We start from the raw sequence: 16,161 nt of genomic DNA on the forward strand, positions 1-16,161 counted from the left end.
AAACCGTTCCCGCAAAACCCTCTGCAGGTCTTGTGCGGGAACGTTCCCGCACCAATACTCGCTCCATCCCCCCGAGCCCGTCACTACACCCGTAAAGGGGTGGGTCACATGCGCATGCCCAGAGCCATCGCGCTACTCGCCTGTACCGCCGCGCTCGCGGCCACCACCGCCGCCTGCTCCGGCGCCACCAAGCCCGCGGTCACCGCCGGCGGCGCGGGCTTCACGGTGAGCCCGACGTCGCCGCCCGCGCAGGGCCCCCTGGACTCCTTCACCTGGTCCCTGTACGCCGAGCCGTACACCCTCGACTACGCCCTCGCGTACGACTACCCGCCGAACACGGTGCTGGCCAACGTCTGCGAGCAGCTCCTGCGGGTCACCCCCGACCTGAAGATCGAGCCCGGACTCGCGGTGAAGTGGGCGCAGCCCGACCCCCGCACCCTCGTCTACACCCTGCGCCCCGGGGTGAAGTTCCACGACGGCACCACCATGACCGCCGACGACGTGGTCGCCTCCCTGAGGCGCCAGATGGCCCCCGAGACCGGATCGCCCTGGGGGACCTCCTTCAAGAACGTCGACACCATCGAGAAGACCGGCCCCCTGGAGGTGACGATCCGCCTCGGAAAGGCGGACGTCCTCTTCCACGAGCTGATGGCCGCGTCCCCCGGCACCGTCGTGAGCGCCGCCTCCCTCGCCGAGGGCGGCAAGGACTACGGCACGCCCAAGGGCAAGCTGAACTGCACCGGCCCCTTCGCCCTCGACACCTGGGCCCAGGGCGACAGCATCACGCTCAGGAAGCACGCCGCCTACTGGGACCCCGAGCTCGCCGCGAAGTCCGAGAAGGTGAAGTTCACCTTCATCGAGGACGTGGCGGCCCGCTCCAACGCCTTCCTCTCCGGCGCCGCCGACGGCGGGTACATGGTCCCCTCGTCCTCCTTCGCCCAGCTGCGCGCCGCCGGCAAGGGCTCGCTGCTCTTCGGCCCCAACACCGCCGGGTCGAACCTCGCGGTCCTCGACTTCCACGGCGCGCTCGGCGACCTCAGGGTCCGCAAGGCCCTGTCGATGGCCCTGGACCGGAAGAACATCATCAAGGCCGCGGCCGGCGGCGTCGGCGTCCCCGCCAAGGCCCCCGCCGCGCGCGGCGCCTGGGCGCTGGCCCCGGAGAAGACGGCCGCGCTCTTCGACACGCTGCCCGAGCCCGCGTACGACCTGGAGGCCGCGAAGAAGCTCGTCCAGGAGGCCGGCGCGACCGGCCGGACCGTCACGCTCGCCACCAGTACCCTCGCCCCCGAGATCAGCGTCGTCGCCAACGCCGTCCAGGCCGCCGGCCGCCAGATCGGCCTCGAAGTCCGGCTGAAGCCCGTCTCCCCCGACGCGTACAGCGGCATCTTCGTCGACCCGAACGCGCGCGCCGGCCTCGACCTCGTCATCACCAGCGGCTACGACAACACGCCGGACCCGCTGGAGTTCTACCAGTACCTGCGCACCGGCGACTTCGGGAACTACGGCAACTGGAGCAACGCGGAGTTCGACGTCGCGTTCGACCGGGCCAACTCCGAGCCCGACCCGGGCAAGCGCACCGAACTGACCGCAGAACTCCAGAGGATCGCGCTGGACGAGCTGCCCGTCATCCCGGTGTACGAGGCGCCCTACTCGGTCTTCCTCGGCAAGCGGATCACCGGTGCCCCCACCGGCGTCGTCCACCTCTACTACCCGTGGGCCGCGACGATCGGGGCCGCGAAGCGATGACGCGCTACCTCGTCGGACGGCTCCTCGGCCTGGTGGCGGTGCTGTTCGTGACCTCGCTGGTGGTCTTCGGCTCCGTCCACCTGGCCCCCGGCGACCCGGTGACGTTCCTCCTGCACGGCCGCCCCGCCACCCCCGAGGCCGTCGCCGCCCTGCGGACGGAGCACCACCTCGACGACCCGCTCGTCACCCAGTACGCGACGTGGCTCGGCGGGGTGCTGAGCGGCGACTTCGGCCGCTCGGCGCAGTACCACCAGGACGTGGCCACGCTCATCGGCTCCCGGCTGCCGGGCACCGCGCTGCTCGTCGGCCTCGCCGCCGTGCTGGTCACCGCGCTCGGGGTGTCGGCCGGCGTGCTCGCCGCCCTGCGGCCCGGCCTGCCGGACCGGGTGGTGCTCATCGGCACCGGCGTCGCCACCGCCACGCCCTCGTTCGTGACGGCCATCGCGCTCGTGTCGCTGTTCTCGGTCCAGCTCGGCTGGTTCCCCGGCCCCGGCGGCGGGACGCCGGCGGGCCTGGCGGACCGGCTGCACCAGCTGACCCTGCCGGCCTTCGCCCTCGCCCTGTCCTTCGCGGGGCTGCTCGCCCGGGTCACGCGCTCGGCGATGCTCGACGAACTCGGGCGCGACCACGTCGAGGTGGCGCGCGCCCGGGGCGTTGCCGGCCCGGCGGTGGTCCGCCGGCACGTGCTGCGCAACGCGCTCGGCCCCGTCGTCACCGTCGGCGGCACCATGCTCGCCGGCCTCCTCATCAGCACCTCGATCGTCGAGACCGCCTTCGACGTCCCGGGCCTCGGCTCGCTGCTCGTGCAGTCGGTCACCGCGCAGGACTTCGCCGTCGTGCAGGCGATCACGCTCCTGAGCGTGGCGGCCTTCGTCCTGGTCAACCTCGCGGTCGACCTGCTGGCCCCGCTCATCGACCCCCGTCTCTCCCTCGGGGAAGGCTCCTCATGACCACCACCACCTCCGCGGCGCCGTACCGCAGGCCGGGGCTCCGCGCCCTGCGGCCGTTCGGCCGGGGACCGCTCTTCGCGGTCTCGGTCGCGGTCCTCGCCCTCCTCGTCCTGGTCGCCCTGCTCGCGCCGGTCCTCGCCCCGTACGACCCCGAGGCGCTCGACCTGTCGGCGAGCCTGGTCGGGACCACCGGCGACCACCTGCTCGGCACCGACCAGTCGGGGCGCGACGTGCTGTCCCGGCTGATCCACGGCGCCCGCACCGGGCTGCTCGGCCCGCTGCTCGTCGTCGGCGTCTCCACCCTGCTCGGCACCCTGCTCGGCGTGGTCGCGGCCTGGCGGGGCGGCTGGGCGGACACCGTCCTCTCCCGGTCCATGGACCTGGTCTTCGCCATCCCGGGGCTGATGCTCGCCATCCTCCTCGTGTCGGTCGTCGGACCGGGGCTCACGGCCCCGGTGATCGCCATGGCCGTCGCCTACACCCCGTACGTGGGACGCCTCGTGCGCGGCATCGCCCGCCAGGAGAAGGCCCGGCCGTACATCGAGGCGTACCGGGTGCAGGGCTGGTCCGGCTGGACCGTCTGCGTACGCCACCTGCTGCCCAACATCGCGCCGACCGTCCTCGCCCAGTCCGCGATGAACTTCGGGTACGCGCTGATGGACCTGGCGGCGCTGTCCTTCCTCGGCTTCGGCGTGCAGCCGCCGGCCGCCGACTGGGGCTCCATGATCAACGAGGGACAGGCGGCGGTCCTCCAGGGGGCGATGCTGCCGGCCCTCGCGCCCTCCGCGTGCATCGTGCTCGCCGTGGTGGCGTTCGGCATCGTCGGCGAGGGGCTCGCCGACCGGATCGCGAAGCGGGAACGGTGAGCGGCATGCGCGCACACACGGATGCGGCACCGGTGCTGGAGCTCGACCGGCTGGACGTCCGCCTCCCCGACGACCGGGCCGCCCGGCCCATCCTCGACGGGGTGAGCCTGACGGTCCGGCCCGGCGAGACCGTCGGCCTGGTCGGCGAGTCGGGTTCCGGGAAGTCCGTGGCCTGCCGCAGCGTCCTCGGACTGCTGCCCGCGGGCGCCCGCACCGGCGGCGAGGTCCGCGTCGCGGGCCGCGACGTCCTCACCATGGACCGCGCCGAACTCGCCGGGCTGCGGGCCCGCCGGGTGTCGATGGTCTTCCAGGACCCCCGTGCCTCCGTCAACCCGCTGCGCCGCGTCGGCGACTTCCTCACCGAGGGGCTGCGGGCCGCCGGGACCCCGGCCGCGCGGGCCACCGCCCGCGCCGAGGAACTCCTCGACGCGGTCGGCATCCGCGACCCGCGCGGCGCCCTGCGACGCCACCCGCACCAGTTCTCCGGCGGCATGCTCCAGCGGGTCGTCATCGCCGCGGCCCTGGCGAGCGAGCCGGACCTGCTGGTCGCCGACGAGCCGACCACCGCCCTCGACGTCACCACCCAGGCGGAGATCGTCTCGATGCTCGCCCGGCTGCGCGCGGAGCGCGGCACCGGCATGCTCTTCGTCACCCACGACCTCGAACTGGCCGCGTCCGTCTGCGACCGCGTGTACGTGATGTACGCCGGCCGGATCGTGGAACACCGGGGAACCGACGAGCTGTTCGACCTGCCGCGCCACCCCTACACCGCGGGCCTGCTCGCCTGCACGCCGAGCATCGCACCGGGCGCGCCGGCCCCCCGGCCCATCCCGGGCCGCCCGGTCTCCCTGGCCGAGGCGCCACAGGGGTGCGCCTTCGCCGCGCGCTGCGCCCACGCCGTACCCCGCTGCTCCCGGGAGAAGCCCGCACTCACGCCGCACGGAGACGGGTTCGCCGCCTGCCACCGCGCCGAAGAAGGGATCACGCTGTGACCGTCTCGACCAAGGAGGGACTGGTCGTCGAGGGACTGCGCAAGCGGTACGGCGGCCACACGGCGGTGGACGGCGTGTCCTTCGCCCTGGCCCCCGGCTCCTCGCTCGCGATCGTCGGCGAGTCCGGCAGCGGCAAGACGACCACGGTGCGGATGCTGGTCGGCCTGGAGACCCCGGACGGCGGCACCGTCCGGCTCGACGGCCGCGACCGCTCCGCACGCCCCCGGCGCCGGGCCGAACGCCTGGCGCGGGCCCGGGAGATCCAGATGGTCTTCCAGGACCCGTACCTCTCGCTCGATCCGCGCGTCACCGTCTCCGGCTGCCTCGACGAGGTGCTGCGGCTGCACGGCCCGCTCGACGCCGCCGCCCGGCGGACCCGCGTCGCCGAGCTCCTCGACCAGGTCGGCCTGGGCGCCCGGGAGGCCGAGGCGCTGCCGCGCGGCCTGTCCGGGGGTCAGCGCCAGCGCGTGGCGATCGCCCGCGCCCTGGCGGTCGAGCCCAGGGTGCTCGTCCTGGACGAGGCCGTCGCCGCGCTCGACGTGTCGATCCAGGCCCAGATCCTCGAACTCCTGCGGGTCATCCGCGAGGAGTCCGGCATCGGCTACCTCTTCGTGACGCACGACCTCGCCGTCGTCCGGCACGTCGCGGACGAGGTGCTGGTCCTCAAGTCCGGCGCCGCCGTGGAGTCGGGTCCGGTCGACCGCGTCCTCGGCGCCCCGGAGCACCCGTACACCCGCCTGCTCCTGGACTCCGTCCCCCGCCGCCGTCGACGGGCGGCCTGACCCGCCCCCTGGGCCGCCCGAACTCCGCTGCGGGACGGAGGCATTGGAGGCCGTGGGGGCCGTGTTCCGGGACGCCGACGACGCGATTCCGGAGGATCGCGCGTTTCCCCTTGCACAATGGTCAAGAATCGTTGACCATTACTCCCATGCCTACCGACGATCTTCCCGAGACGTTTCACGTCACCACGGACGAGCAGCTGCGCGCCGTCTCCAACCTCACGCGCCACCGGATCATGGCCGTCCTCCGCTTCGAGCCGGCGACGATCACACAGATCGCCGAGCGGGTGGGCCTCGCCAAGGGGAGCTCCAGCTACCACGTGCGGCTCCTCGAGCGGGCCGGCCTGGTGAAGGTGGTGCGGACACGGAAGGTGCGCGGCGTCACCGAGCGGTACTACGCGATGGCCGCGCGGTCGATCGTGCTGCCCGATCCGGGCGAGGGCGGACCGGACGTCCTGATGCGGCATGCGGTCGCGGACCTGGAGGCGTCGCCGGCCGAGGGCGAGCGGCACGTGGGGATGGCCCATCTGCGGCTCACCGACGAGCAGTTCGCGGAGCTGGGGGCGCGGCTGCAGGCGCTGGCGCAGGAGTACCGCAAGCTGTCCGATCCGTCGCTGCCCGACACCTCGCTCGTCTTCGCCCTGTTCCACCCGGGCACCCGCGAGCAGGCCGAGGGGGACGCCAAGTGACCTCAAACGAGAAGAAGTTGCCGGCCGGGTTCGGACGGTTGTGGACCGCCCAGACCGTGTCCTCGCTCGGCGACGGGGTGACGCACGCGGCGCTGCCGCTGATCGCGTTGACGCTGACCCGGGACCCGATGGCGCTCGCCGTCGTCACGGCCGCCGGGACACTGCCGTGGCTGCTGTTCGGGGTGCTCGGCGGTGCGCTGGTGGACCGCTGGGACCGCCGGCGCACGATGTGGGTGGCGGACACGTCCCGTGCGCTGCTGCTCGCGATACCCGTGGTGGCGGCCGCGCTCGACCTGCTGAGCATTCCGCTGCTCGCGGCCGTCGCCTTCCTGCTCGGCCTCGGCGGGCTGTTCTTCGACACGGCCGCCACGGCCTACCTGCCGGACCTGCTCCACCGCGACCCCGCGCTCCTGGAGCGCGCCAACTCCCGTCTGCGCGGCGCCCAGACCGCCATGTCCGGCTTCGCCGGGCCGCCCGCGGGCAGTGCGCTGCTCGCACTCGGGCGGGCGGTCCCGCTGCTGGCCGACGCGGTGTCGTTCCTGCTCTCCGCCCTGCTCGTCCGCACGCTGCCCGCCACGCCACGCCCCGTGCCGGAGGCCGGCGACTCGCTGCTTCGGCAGGCGCGGGCCGGGGCCTCGTACGTCTTCACGAACAAGGTGCTGCTCGGCCTGGCCCTGCGTCCGGCCGTCGGGAACGTCGCCTTCCTCGCCGTGGAGACCGTCCTCGCCCTCTTCGCCCACGACCGTCTCGGCATCGACACCTACGGTTTCGGCCTGCTCCTCACCGCGGAGGCGACCGGCGGACTGCTCGGTGCAGCCATCGCCTCCCGCCTCGGCCGACACCTCGGCACCGGCACCGCGCTGACCTGCACGGCCGCCGCCGAAGGGCTCGCCATCCTCGGCCTGGCCGCCGCCCCGAACCCGTACGTGGCCGGGCTCGCGCTCGCCGTCTGCGGGGCCGGAATGGGCGCCACCATGGTGCTCGCCCCCTCCCTCCGGCAGGCCATCGTCCCCGCCCACCTCATGGGCCGGGTCGCCTCCACCTCCCGCATGCTCGCCATGTGCGCCGCCCCCGTCGGCGCCTTCCTCGGCGGCTGGCTGGCCACCGCCTACGACATCCGCACCCCGCTCTACGCCGCCGCCGGCCTGCTCCTCACGATGACCGCCGTCACCGCCTCCATGACGGGCAACCGCCGGGTCGAGGCAGCACTCCGCGCCGCCGCCCCGCCCCACGCGTCCCCCGAGGAACCCACCCGGAAGAGCGCACCCGACCGGTCGTGAGGCCCGCCGCGAAGCGCCCCACACGGCGTGCGCCGGCACCGCGGCCGACGCAACGCCCTCCCTCCGGCGACGTCGTCGTCATGCGACGGCCTGGTAGGGCGTGGTGCAGAAGTCGTTCATGGCGCGCGGCGGGTCCGGGGTGGAGGGTCCCACCTGGGTGAGCAGGACTCCGGTGACCTGGTGGGTCCTGTCCGCGCAGGCGGTGGTGCCGGTACCGCCGAACCAGCCGAACTGGCCGATGGGCGCGTAGTCGCCGCGATGGGTGCGCACCGCCATCCCGAAGCCCCAGCCGGCGCTCGCCCCCTGGCCGGACGAGAGAGGGGCGACGCTGCCGAACACCTCCTCCCGGGAAGCCAGTTGCATGGGCGAGAGACGGTCGGTACTCATGAGGTCGACGGCGGCGCGGGACAGGATCCTTTTTCCCCCCGGTGCATCCCGTGGTTCAGCAGCATCCGACCACCTCGTCGCCGAGGTCGTACTGCCCTCGCACACCGGGCTCGTACGGCAGCGGCAGCTCGCCGAGGCGGCGCATCCACGCGTCCGGCTCGGGCGCGGGCCCGGACGCCGCGCTGTGGTCGACTCCCCGTTCCCACATGGTGGGCGTCTGGGCGTCCACGGGGTGGTCGGCGGGGTGGCGGATCTTGCGGGGCGGTCGGTATCGACGCAGGTCAGAGCTGTACGTCTGCGGTGTCGGGTGGCGCAATACTGCCGCAACACCACCGGGGGCCGGGCGCGGCTACGTTCCGTGCCATGCCCGCCGAAACCGCCTCCGCAGCCCGTCCCGTCGCCGCCGCACGCCGCCGCCGGCTGCGGGCCGACCGGGCGCGGCAGCTCGCGGACCTGCTGCGCCACCAGATCCTGGCGGGCGGGTTCCCGGGTGGGGTCCTGCCGCTGGAGGACGCGATCGCCGCGGACTACCGGGCGAGCCGCAACACCGTGCGGCAGGCCCTGGACCTGCTGCGCGGGGAGCAGCTGGTGGACCGGCGGGCCGGGGTCGGCACGGTGGTGGTCTGCGAGAAGTTCCCGCACGCCCTGGACCGGCTGCAGGGACTGGCGGAGATCCTGCACGAGCACGGGCGGGTCACGAACGAGGTCCGCACCGTCGGGCCGGTGACGGCGTCCGGACCGGTGGCCCACCGGCTCGGGCTGCCCGAACACACCGACGTGCTGTGCGTCGAGCGGCTGCGGCGGCTCGACGGGCTGCCGCTGTCGCTCGACCTGTCGTACCTGCCGATGGACGTCGGCGGCGAACTCCTGGGCTGCGACCTGGAGAACACGGACGTGTTCCGGCTCCTGGAGCAGCTGACCGGCGGCCCGCTCGGGCACGCCGAGATCACGCTGGAGGCCGTCAACGCCGACGCGCACTCGGCGGCCGTGCTCCAGGCCCCGCGCGGGGCCGCGGTCCTGATGCTGGAGCGGCTGACCCACCTGCCCGACGGACGCCCGGTGGATCTGGAGTTCATCCGGTTCCGCGGCGACCGCATCACCATGAGCGGCCTGCTGCACCGCTCCGTCTGACCCCGTCGCCCCTTCCCAACCCCCTTCCTGGAGACAGCCATGCCTCTGGTCCCCCAGCGTGCCGACGTGCCCGTGACCATCGACGAGTCGAAGTGCATCGACGGCTGCACGCTCTGCGTCGACATGTGTCCGCTGGACTCGCTCGCGATCCGCGAGGACGACGGCAAGGCGTACATGCACGTGGACGAGTGCTGGTACTGCGGCCCCTGCGCGGCCCGCTGTCCCACCGGCGCGGTGACCGTCAACATGCCCTACCTGCTCCGGTGAAGGCGAAAGGCCGACCACTCATGTCCAGAGCCCCCCTGTCCGGCTCCTCCCCTCTCCACGCCGACCCGTCCCGAACGGGACTGATCCGCCGTGGACTCCCCCTGCTCCTCCCGGTCGCCCTGGTGCTGCCGCTCGCCACCGCCTGCGGCGGCCCCGCCGCATCGGACGACGGCGCCGACGGGGGCACCGTGACCGTGACCGTCGGCTACCAGTCGAAGACCATCAACACCGTCACGGCCGGCACCCTGCTCCGCTCCCTGGGCTACTTCGAGCAGGAGCTCGCGGCCGCCGGGAAGAAGGACGGCCGCACCTACCGGGTCGTCTGGCAGGACTACGCGACCGGCGCCCCGATCACCGCGCAGATGACCGCCGGGAAGATCGACATCGGTTCGATGGGCGACTTCCCGCTGCTCATCAACGCGGCCCGCGGAAAGCAGCTCAAGGAGCCGACCCGGCTCGTCTCGGTCACCGGCTACAACCTGCGCGGCGGCCTCAACACCGTCGTCACCGCCCCCGGTTCGACGCTCCGGTCGCTCACCGACCTGAAGGGGCGCAAGGTCTCCACCAGCGTCGGGTCGGCGGCCGACGGCACCCTCGTCCGGGCGCTCCGCCGGGCGGGGCTCGACCCGGCGAAGGACGTGTCCAAGCTCAACCAGCAGCCGAGCGTGGGCGCTTCGGCGCTGGCCGCGGGCAGTGTCGACGCGCTGTCGCAGTTCGTCGCCTGGCCGGGGCTGCTGGCCTTCCAGGGCCGGGCCGCGGCCCTGTACGACGGGGCCGAGCTGAACCTGCCGACGTTCCACGGGGTCACCGTCCGGGAGGAGTTCGCCCAGCGGCGGCCCGCCGTCCTCGACGCCTTCCTGCGCGCCCAGCGCCGTGCCACGGACGAGCTGCGCGCCCGGCCCGTCGCCGCCGCCGAGTCGGTGGCGAAGGAGACGGGCCTGCCCGCCGAGGTGGTCTACCTCTACAACGGCGCCCAGGGCATCGCCACGTTCGACCCGGCGCTCCGCCCGGAACTGATCGCCGCGCTCAAGGAGGACGTGCCGGTCCTGAAGGAGGCCGGTCTGGTGAAGGACGTCGACGTCGACTCCTTCGTCGACCCGGCGCCGCTGCGGCGGGCGGTGCCCGGACCCGCGTACCCCCGGGCGGCGGCGGCGCGGTCCGAACTGTGGCTGCGAGGGCAGGAATCGACCCGGTCCTTCGACAGCCCCGGCGCCCTCCTGAAGGCCGTGCGGGGCGCCGACGTGCGGGCCGCGTACGTGCCGGACGCGGTGACCGGGACGCTGTGGTTCGCGGACCGTGCGGTGTGGGTCGCGGACGGCGGCGCGTGGCGCGCCTTCGTGACCCGGGCGGCGGCGGAGCGGTACCTCGCGGGGCACGCGGGCTCCCGGATCGTCGCGTACGCGGACGCCGTGAGGCTCGCCTCGTGAGCGGCCGGAACGCCGGCGGCGCTCGCGCCGCGACGGGCGCGGCCCGCCGGCTGGTGCGGGTGGCGTCGCTCGCCGCCGCGCTGGGCCTGTGGCAGCTGCTGACCTCCCTGGACGTCACCCTGTGGCTGCGGTTCGAGCAGTTCCCGACCGTCGTCGAGGTGGCCTCCGCCTTCGCCGACCGGGTCGGCACGGAGGCGTACCGGCAGGACCTGGGCCACAGCCTGCGCCGGATCGCGGTCGGGTTCCTCCTCGCCGCGGCCCTGGGGGTGGCGGCCGGCACGGCCGTCGCCCGGTCGCGGTGGGCCGCCGACCTCCTGGGCCCGCTGGTGGAGGTGGTGCGGCCGGTTCCGGCCATCGCCCTGGTGCCGGTGGCGATCCTGCTGCTGCCCACCAACGAGCAGGGCATCGTCTTCATCACCTGCGCCGCGGCCCTCTTCCCGGTGCTGGTGTCGACCCGGCACGCGGTGCGGGCGCTGAGCCCGGTGTGGGAGGAGGCCGTCCTGACCATGGGCGGCGGCCGGGCCCGGGTGCTGTTCTCCGTGGTGCTGCCGGGCGCCCTGCCGGGGATCTTCGGCGGCCTGTCGGTGGGCATCGGCGTCTCGTGGATCTGTGTGATCTCGGCGGAGATGATCTCCGGCGAGTACGGGGTGGGCTACCGCACCTGGCAGGACTACACGGTCGTCGACTACCCGGGGGTGTTCGTCGGCATGGCCACCATCGGCGCCCTGGGCTGGCTCACCTCCACGGCCGTGGAGACGCTCGGCCGCCGGGTCACGTCCTGGCTTCCGCGCCCCGCCGACCGGTTCCCCGCGGGTGTCGTGCGCGGGGCCGCGTCCGGAGCGGCGTCCCCCGTCGCGACGCCCGCGTCCGGCGCCCTCGCCCCCGCCGTCCCCGCCGTACCCGCCGTACCCGCTGTCCCCGCTGTCCCCGCCATACCCGCCGCCTCACCCGAGAAGGAGCCGGTCCGATGAGCACCGTGAGCCCGTCCGCCCCGTCCGCGACGCCTTCCGGCACCGCCGCGCCGCACTCCGCGCCCGATCCGGCCGGCGCGGCGGCGGGCGCGGAACTCGCCCTGCACGACGTACGGCTGGGTCGCCCCGGCGCGGCCGCCGTGTGGGGGCCCGCCGGGCTGCGGATCGCGGCCGGCGAACTCGTGACCGTGGTCGGCCCGTCCGGCTGCGGGAAGACCACGCTGCTGCGCACGCTCGCCGGGCTGCTGCCGCCGCTGGAGGGACGGGTCACCCAGGACGGGACGGCGGTCCGCAGGCCCGGAGCCGACCGGGCACTGGTCTTCCAGCACGACGCGCTGCTGCCGTGGCGGTCGGTCCGGGCCAACGTCGAGCTGCCGCTCGCGATCCGCGGTGTGCCCCGGGCCGAGCGGCGCCGCTCGGCCCTGGAGTGGCTGGAGCGGGTCGGCCTGGCCGAGCACGCCCCGAAGCTGCCGCACCGGTTGTCCGGCGGCCAGCGGCAGCGGGTGCAGCTGGCGCGCGCGCTGGCCGGCCGGCCCCGCGCGGTCCTGATGGACGAGCCGTTCGGCGCGCTCGACGCGCACACCCGCGCGGGGATGCAGGACCTCCTCGTGGAGATCCTGCGGGGCACGGGCGCGACCGTCGTCTTCGTCACCCACGACGTCGACGAGGCCGTCCACCTCGGCGACCGGGTCGTCCTCTTCGCGACCGGCGAGGTCCTCGACGTCCCGCACCCGCGGGCCCGGGAGGCCCGCGACGCCCCCGCGACGGCGGCCCTGCGGCGCCGTGTCCTCGACTCCCTCTGACCGCACCCCGTCCCGCCGCCGCGCTCCCGCCGCCGTTCTCCGGCCACCGGCCGCGGCCTCCGACCCGCCGCTTCGAAAGGCATCCCGTGGACACCCCCCTGACCGTGCCCGACCTCGCCGACGCGACCGAGCTCTCCTGTGACGTCCTCGTCGTGGGCGGCGGCACCGCCGGCACCATGGCGGCCCTGACCGCGGCCGAGCGCGGGGCGAACGTCCTGCTCCTGGAGAAGGCGCACGTCCGGCACTCCGGCGCCCTGGCGATGGGGATGGACGGCGTCAACAACGCGGTCGTGCCGGGCCGGGCCGAACCCGACGACTACGTCGCCGAGATCACCCGTGCCAACGACGGCCTCGTGGACCAGTCGACGGTCCGGCAGACGGCCACCCGCGGCTTCGCGATGGTCCGGCGCCTGGAGTCGTACGGGGTGAAGTTCGAGAAGGACGAGCACGGCGAGTACGCGGTACGGCAGGTGCACCGCTCCGGCTCGTACGTGCTGCCCATGCCGGAGGGCAAGGACGTCAAGAAGGTCCTCTACCGGCAGCTGCGGCGCCGCGAGATGCGGGAGCGGATCCGCATCGAGAACCGCGTCATGCCGGTCCGCGTCCTCACCCACCCGGAGGACGGCCGCGCGGTCGGCATCGCCGGTCTCCACACCCGCACGGGCGAGTTCGTGGTCGTCCGGGCCGGCGCGGTCGTCCTGGCCACCGGTGCCTGCGGCCGGCTCGGCCTGCCCGCCTCGGGCTATCTGTACGGCACGTACGAGAACCCGACCAACGCCGGCGACGGGTACGCCATGGCGTACCACGCGGGAGCGGCGCTCACCGGGATCGAGTGCTTCCAGATCAACCCGCTGATCAAGGACTACAACGGGCCGGCCTGCGCCTACGTGGCCAACCCGTTCGGCGGCTACCAGGTGAACCGGCACGGCGAGCGGTTCGTCGAGTCCGACTACTGGTCGGGGCAGATGATGGCCGAGTTCGCCGCCGAACTCGCCTCGGACCGGGGCCCGGTGTACCTGAAACTGAGCCATCTGCCGGAGGAGACCGTCCAGGCCGTCGAGTCCATCCTCCACACCACCGAGCGGCCCACCCGCGGCACCTTCCACGAGAACCGCGGCCACGACTACCGCACCCACGACATCGAGATGCACATCTCCGAGATCGGCCTGTGCGGCGGTCACTCCGCCTCCGGGGTGCGCGTCGACTCCCACGCCCGCACGACGGTGCCCCGGCTGTACGCGGCCGGCGACCTGGCGTCCGTACCGCACAACTACATGATCGGCGCGTTCGTCTTCGGCGACCTCGCGGGCGAGGACGCGTCCCGGTACCGGGCGTACGAGGGGGCGTTGGACCCGGCGCAGCTCGCCGAGGCCCACGAGCTGGTCTACCGGCCGCTGCGCCACCCCGACGGTCCCCCGCAGCCGCAGGTCGAGTACAAGCTGCGCAGGTTCGTGAACGACTACGTGTCGCCGCCCAAGACCGGGGCCCGGCTCTCGCTGGCCGTCGAGGCGTTCACGCGCATGGCGGAGGAGATCGCCGGTATGGGGGCGCGGACGCCGCACGAGCTCATGCGGTGCGCGGAGGTGTCGTTCATCCGCGACTGCGCCGAGATGGCGGCGCGGGCCTCGCTGGCCAGGACCGAGTCGCGGTGGGGTCTCTACCACGAGCGGCTCGACCATCCGGAGCGGAACGACACGGACTGGCTGCACCACCTCGATCTGCGCAAGTCCCCTTCCGGGACGATGGAGTTCACGGCTCGGCCGGTCGAGCCGTACGTGGTGCCGGTGCCGGAGTTCGCCCCGCCCGGCGGCCCCGAGCGGCACATCGGCGAGGTGGCGCTCGTGCCCGTCGCCACGGCCGGGCCCCGCGACGCCGCCCCGGCCGCCCGCGCCTCCGCCGACGGCCCAGCGGTCCCCGCGGGCGGCCTCCCCGAACCCGACGGCGGGCCCGCGACGGGAGCGCCCCACCCCCGGCTGCTGCGGCTGCTGTCGCTCGCCGAGGACTCCCCCGACCTCGACGCGCTCGGCCCCTACCTGACCGACGACGATCCGGCGGTACGGGCGGCCGCGGTCACCGCCCTGGGCGAGACCGCGCCGTCCGGAACGGGGCCCGCCCTGGCCGCACGGCTGCGGGACAGGTCGGCGCGGGTCCGGGCGGCCGCCGCGGCGGCGCTGCGCGAGCTGGTCGAGGTCCTGCCCGCCGAGCCGGTGCTCGGGGCCGCACTGCGTGCGGCGCTCGACGTGCCGGACGCGGCCGTGCGCGCCGCCGCGCTGGACGTGCTGCGCGCGCTGCGGCTCGGCGACGCCCCGCTGTACGCCGCGGCGCTCGCCGACGACACCGTCGACGTACGGGTGCGGGCGGTCCGGGCGCTGGTCGCGGTGGACGCGGTCGCGGAGCTCGCGGCGGCCGCCGGGGATCCGGCGCGCGAGGTCCGCGTCGCGGTGGCCCGCGGCCTGGCGGCCGTGCGGGAGCCGGTACCGGAGCCGCTCCTGCCGCTCCTCGACGACGCCGACCCCCTGGTGAGGGGCGCCGCGCTGGCCTCCCTGGCCGGGACGGGATGCCCGCCGGTGCTCGCCGCGACGGCGGAGGCGGCGCTGGCGGATCCCGCCTGGCAGGTGCGGGCGGGCGCCGCGACGGCGCTCCGGTCCGCCGCGACGGCGGCCGCGGTCCGCGGACTCGCCGGCGCGCTCGCCGACCCGAACGCCGACGTCCGCAAGGCCGCCGTCCTCGCCCTGCTCGCCCACCGGGACGACCCCGCCGCCCGTACCGCCCTCGCGGGCGCGGGCGACGACACGGACGCCGACGTGCGGGCCTATGCGGCGCGCGCGTCGGCCGTGGTGCCGGGCGGTGCCCGCTGAAGCGCGCGACGTCCGGCCGTCGCGCGCACCCGGGCGGGTGACGGAGGTCGGCATCCGGGTGAGCGCGCGCATGCCGGTCCGGCGCGCCGGGAATGGGGGCAGGCTGGATGGTGGCAGGACGACGAGGAGGTGGTGCCGGTGTCGGGGCCGACGACGACCGGGGACACGGTGGGAGCGCCGTGCTGGCTGAGCCTGAGTGCGCGTGATCTCGAGGCTGCGGAACGCTTCTACGGGGCGGTGCTGGGCTGGACGTTCCTGCGGGGAGGCCAGGGGCACGAGTACGCCGTGGGCGACCTGGGCGGGGTCCCGGTCGCCGGGATCGCGCCGGTCGCGGCCCGGCTGGCCGTACCGGTGGCGTGGACGGCGTTCTTCGCGGTGGCGGACGCCGACGCGGCGGTGGCGCGGATCCGGGAGCGCGGCGGCACCGTCGGCGTGGGTCCGGTCGCCTACCCGCCCGACGGACGTGCGGCGCTGGCCACCGACCGCGAGGGCGCGGCGTTCGGGGTGTGGGAGGGCCGTGTCGAGCAGCGCTGGCGCGTCGGCGAGCACACGGCGCCGGCGTGGCTGGAGCTGCACACCCGGGACGCGTTCGAGGCGGCGGTGTTCTACGGCGAGGTGCTCCGCTGGGCGGAGGGGACCGCGGGCCGCCTGGAGGTGTCGTACGAGCAGGACAAGGTGGTGCTGCGGCGCGACGGCGACGCGGTCGCCCGGCTGAACAGCGGTCCGGTCGAGTCCACCTCGCCCCGGCCGCAGCTGCGGCCGCGCTGGCTGGTGCGTTTCCGGGTGCCCGACCCCGAGGCCGCGACGGCCGCGGTCGTGGCCCACGGCGGCGTGGTCGTGCCGGGCGGCCTGTGGGGCGGGGTGCGCGGCCCGGAGGACTCCGACGGTCGCCGGGTGGTGGTCCGGGACCCCGACGGGGCCCTGTTCGCGCTGGAGGCCGCGGAGGAGGGCTCGGGGTGACCGGTGCGGGGAGGGGGCCCGGGTCCCCTCCCCGCACCGGCGCCGATCGGCTCCC

General features: G+C 74.8%; 16 protein-coding genes. 14 read left to right on the forward strand and 2 right to left on the reverse strand.

The window, feature by feature from the left end; translation table 11 throughout:
- Nucleotides 1–108 precede the first annotated feature (108 nt).
- From AB0424_RS26230 to AB0424_RS26260, 7 genes are all read left to right on the forward strand, one after another.
- Nucleotides 109–1,746, forward strand: a complete 1,638-nt coding sequence (locus AB0424_RS26230; RefSeq protein ID WP_366308996.1) for an ABC transporter substrate-binding protein — start codon at nucleotides 109–111, stop codon at nucleotides 1,744–1,746.
- A complete protein-coding gene (locus AB0424_RS26235) occupies nucleotides 1,743–2,696 on the forward strand; it encodes an ABC transporter permease (protein ID WP_366308997.1) in 954 nt (317 codons plus the stop codon). Before AB0424_RS26230 ends, AB0424_RS26235 begins: the two co-directional genes overlap by 4 nt.
- Nucleotides 2,693–3,562, forward strand: a complete 870-nt coding sequence (locus AB0424_RS26240; protein WP_366308998.1) for an ABC transporter permease — start codon at nucleotides 2,693–2,695, stop codon at nucleotides 3,560–3,562. The genes AB0424_RS26235 and AB0424_RS26240 overlap by 4 nt, the downstream gene beginning before the upstream one ends.
- A 5-nt stretch (nucleotides 3,563–3,567) precedes the next feature.
- Nucleotides 3,568–4,554 (forward strand): ABC transporter ATP-binding protein, encoded by a 987-nt coding sequence (locus AB0424_RS26245; protein ID WP_366308999.1) that lies wholly within the window; start codon nucleotides 3,568–3,570, stop codon nucleotides 4,552–4,554.
- A complete protein-coding gene (locus tag AB0424_RS26250) occupies nucleotides 4,551–5,336 on the forward strand; it encodes an ATP-binding cassette domain-containing protein (protein ID WP_366309000.1) in 786 nt (261 codons plus the stop codon). The genes AB0424_RS26245 and AB0424_RS26250 overlap by 4 nt, the downstream gene beginning before the upstream one ends.
- Nucleotides 5,337–5,482: 146 nt before the next feature.
- The gene (locus AB0424_RS26255) at nucleotides 5,483–6,022 is read left to right on the forward strand and encodes a winged helix-turn-helix domain-containing protein (RefSeq protein WP_366309001.1); all 540 of its coding nucleotides are present in this window, start codon (nucleotides 5,483–5,485) and stop codon (nucleotides 6,020–6,022) included.
- A complete protein-coding gene (locus tag AB0424_RS26260) occupies nucleotides 6,019–7,302 on the forward strand; it encodes an MFS transporter (protein WP_366309002.1) in 1,284 nt (427 codons plus the stop codon). Before AB0424_RS26255 ends, AB0424_RS26260 begins: the two co-directional genes overlap by 4 nt.
- Before the next feature lie 78 nt (nucleotides 7,303–7,380).
- Here AB0424_RS26260 and AB0424_RS26265 read toward each other — a convergent pair whose 3' ends face one another.
- Nucleotides 7,381–7,689 (reverse strand): hypothetical protein, encoded by a 309-nt coding sequence (locus AB0424_RS26265; protein ID WP_366309003.1) that lies wholly within the window; start codon nucleotides 7,687–7,689, stop codon nucleotides 7,381–7,383.
- 55 nt (nucleotides 7,690–7,744) lie between these two features.
- Nucleotides 7,745–7,897, reverse strand: a complete 153-nt coding sequence (locus AB0424_RS26270) for a hypothetical protein (protein ID WP_366309004.1) — start codon at nucleotides 7,895–7,897, stop codon at nucleotides 7,745–7,747.
- 155 nt (nucleotides 7,898–8,052) lie between these two features.
- Here AB0424_RS26270 and AB0424_RS26275 point away from each other — a divergent pair, with 155 nt between their 5' ends.
- The 7 genes from AB0424_RS26275 to AB0424_RS26305 all read left to right on the forward strand — a co-directional run bounded on the left by AB0424_RS26275 (nucleotide 8,053) and on the right by AB0424_RS26305 (nucleotide 16,106).
- The gene (locus tag AB0424_RS26275) at nucleotides 8,053–8,820 is read left to right on the forward strand and encodes a GntR family transcriptional regulator (protein ID WP_366309005.1); all 768 of its coding nucleotides are present in this window, start codon (nucleotides 8,053–8,055) and stop codon (nucleotides 8,818–8,820) included.
- 39 nt (nucleotides 8,821–8,859) lie between these two features.
- Nucleotides 8,860–9,087 (forward strand): ferredoxin family protein, encoded by a 228-nt coding sequence (locus AB0424_RS26280; RefSeq protein WP_017236562.1) that lies wholly within the window; start codon nucleotides 8,860–8,862, stop codon nucleotides 9,085–9,087.
- A gap of 20 nt (nucleotides 9,088–9,107) precedes the next feature.
- A complete protein-coding gene (locus tag AB0424_RS26285) occupies nucleotides 9,108–10,514 on the forward strand; it encodes an ABC transporter substrate-binding protein (RefSeq protein ID WP_366309006.1) in 1,407 nt (468 codons plus the stop codon).
- Nucleotides 10,511–11,485 (forward strand): ABC transporter permease, encoded by a 975-nt coding sequence (locus AB0424_RS26290; RefSeq protein ID WP_366309007.1) that lies wholly within the window; start codon nucleotides 10,511–10,513, stop codon nucleotides 11,483–11,485. The genes AB0424_RS26285 and AB0424_RS26290 overlap by 4 nt, the downstream gene beginning before the upstream one ends.
- Nucleotides 11,482–12,288, forward strand: coding sequence for an ABC transporter ATP-binding protein (locus AB0424_RS26295; protein WP_366309008.1), 807 nt, complete (start codon nucleotides 11,482–11,484; stop codon nucleotides 12,286–12,288). Before AB0424_RS26290 ends, AB0424_RS26295 begins: the two co-directional genes overlap by 4 nt.
- 86 nt (nucleotides 12,289–12,374) lie before the next feature.
- Nucleotides 12,375–15,146 carry a fumarate reductase/succinate dehydrogenase flavoprotein subunit gene (locus AB0424_RS26300; protein ID WP_366309009.1) on the forward strand — a complete coding sequence of 924 codons (2,772 nt, stop codon included), beginning with the start codon at nucleotides 12,375–12,377 and terminating at the stop codon, nucleotides 15,144–15,146.
- A 138-nt stretch (nucleotides 15,147–15,284) separates the two neighbouring features.
- Nucleotides 15,285–16,106, forward strand: coding sequence for a VOC family protein (locus tag AB0424_RS26305; protein WP_366309010.1), 822 nt, complete (start codon nucleotides 15,285–15,287; stop codon nucleotides 16,104–16,106).
- Nucleotides 16,107–16,161: the final 55 nt, after the last annotated feature.

The sequence above is a fragment of the Streptomyces sp. NPDC051180 genome (genome assembly GCF_040689545.1).
Classification (GTDB): domain Bacteria; phylum Actinomycetota; class Actinomycetes; order Streptomycetales; family Streptomycetaceae; genus Streptomyces.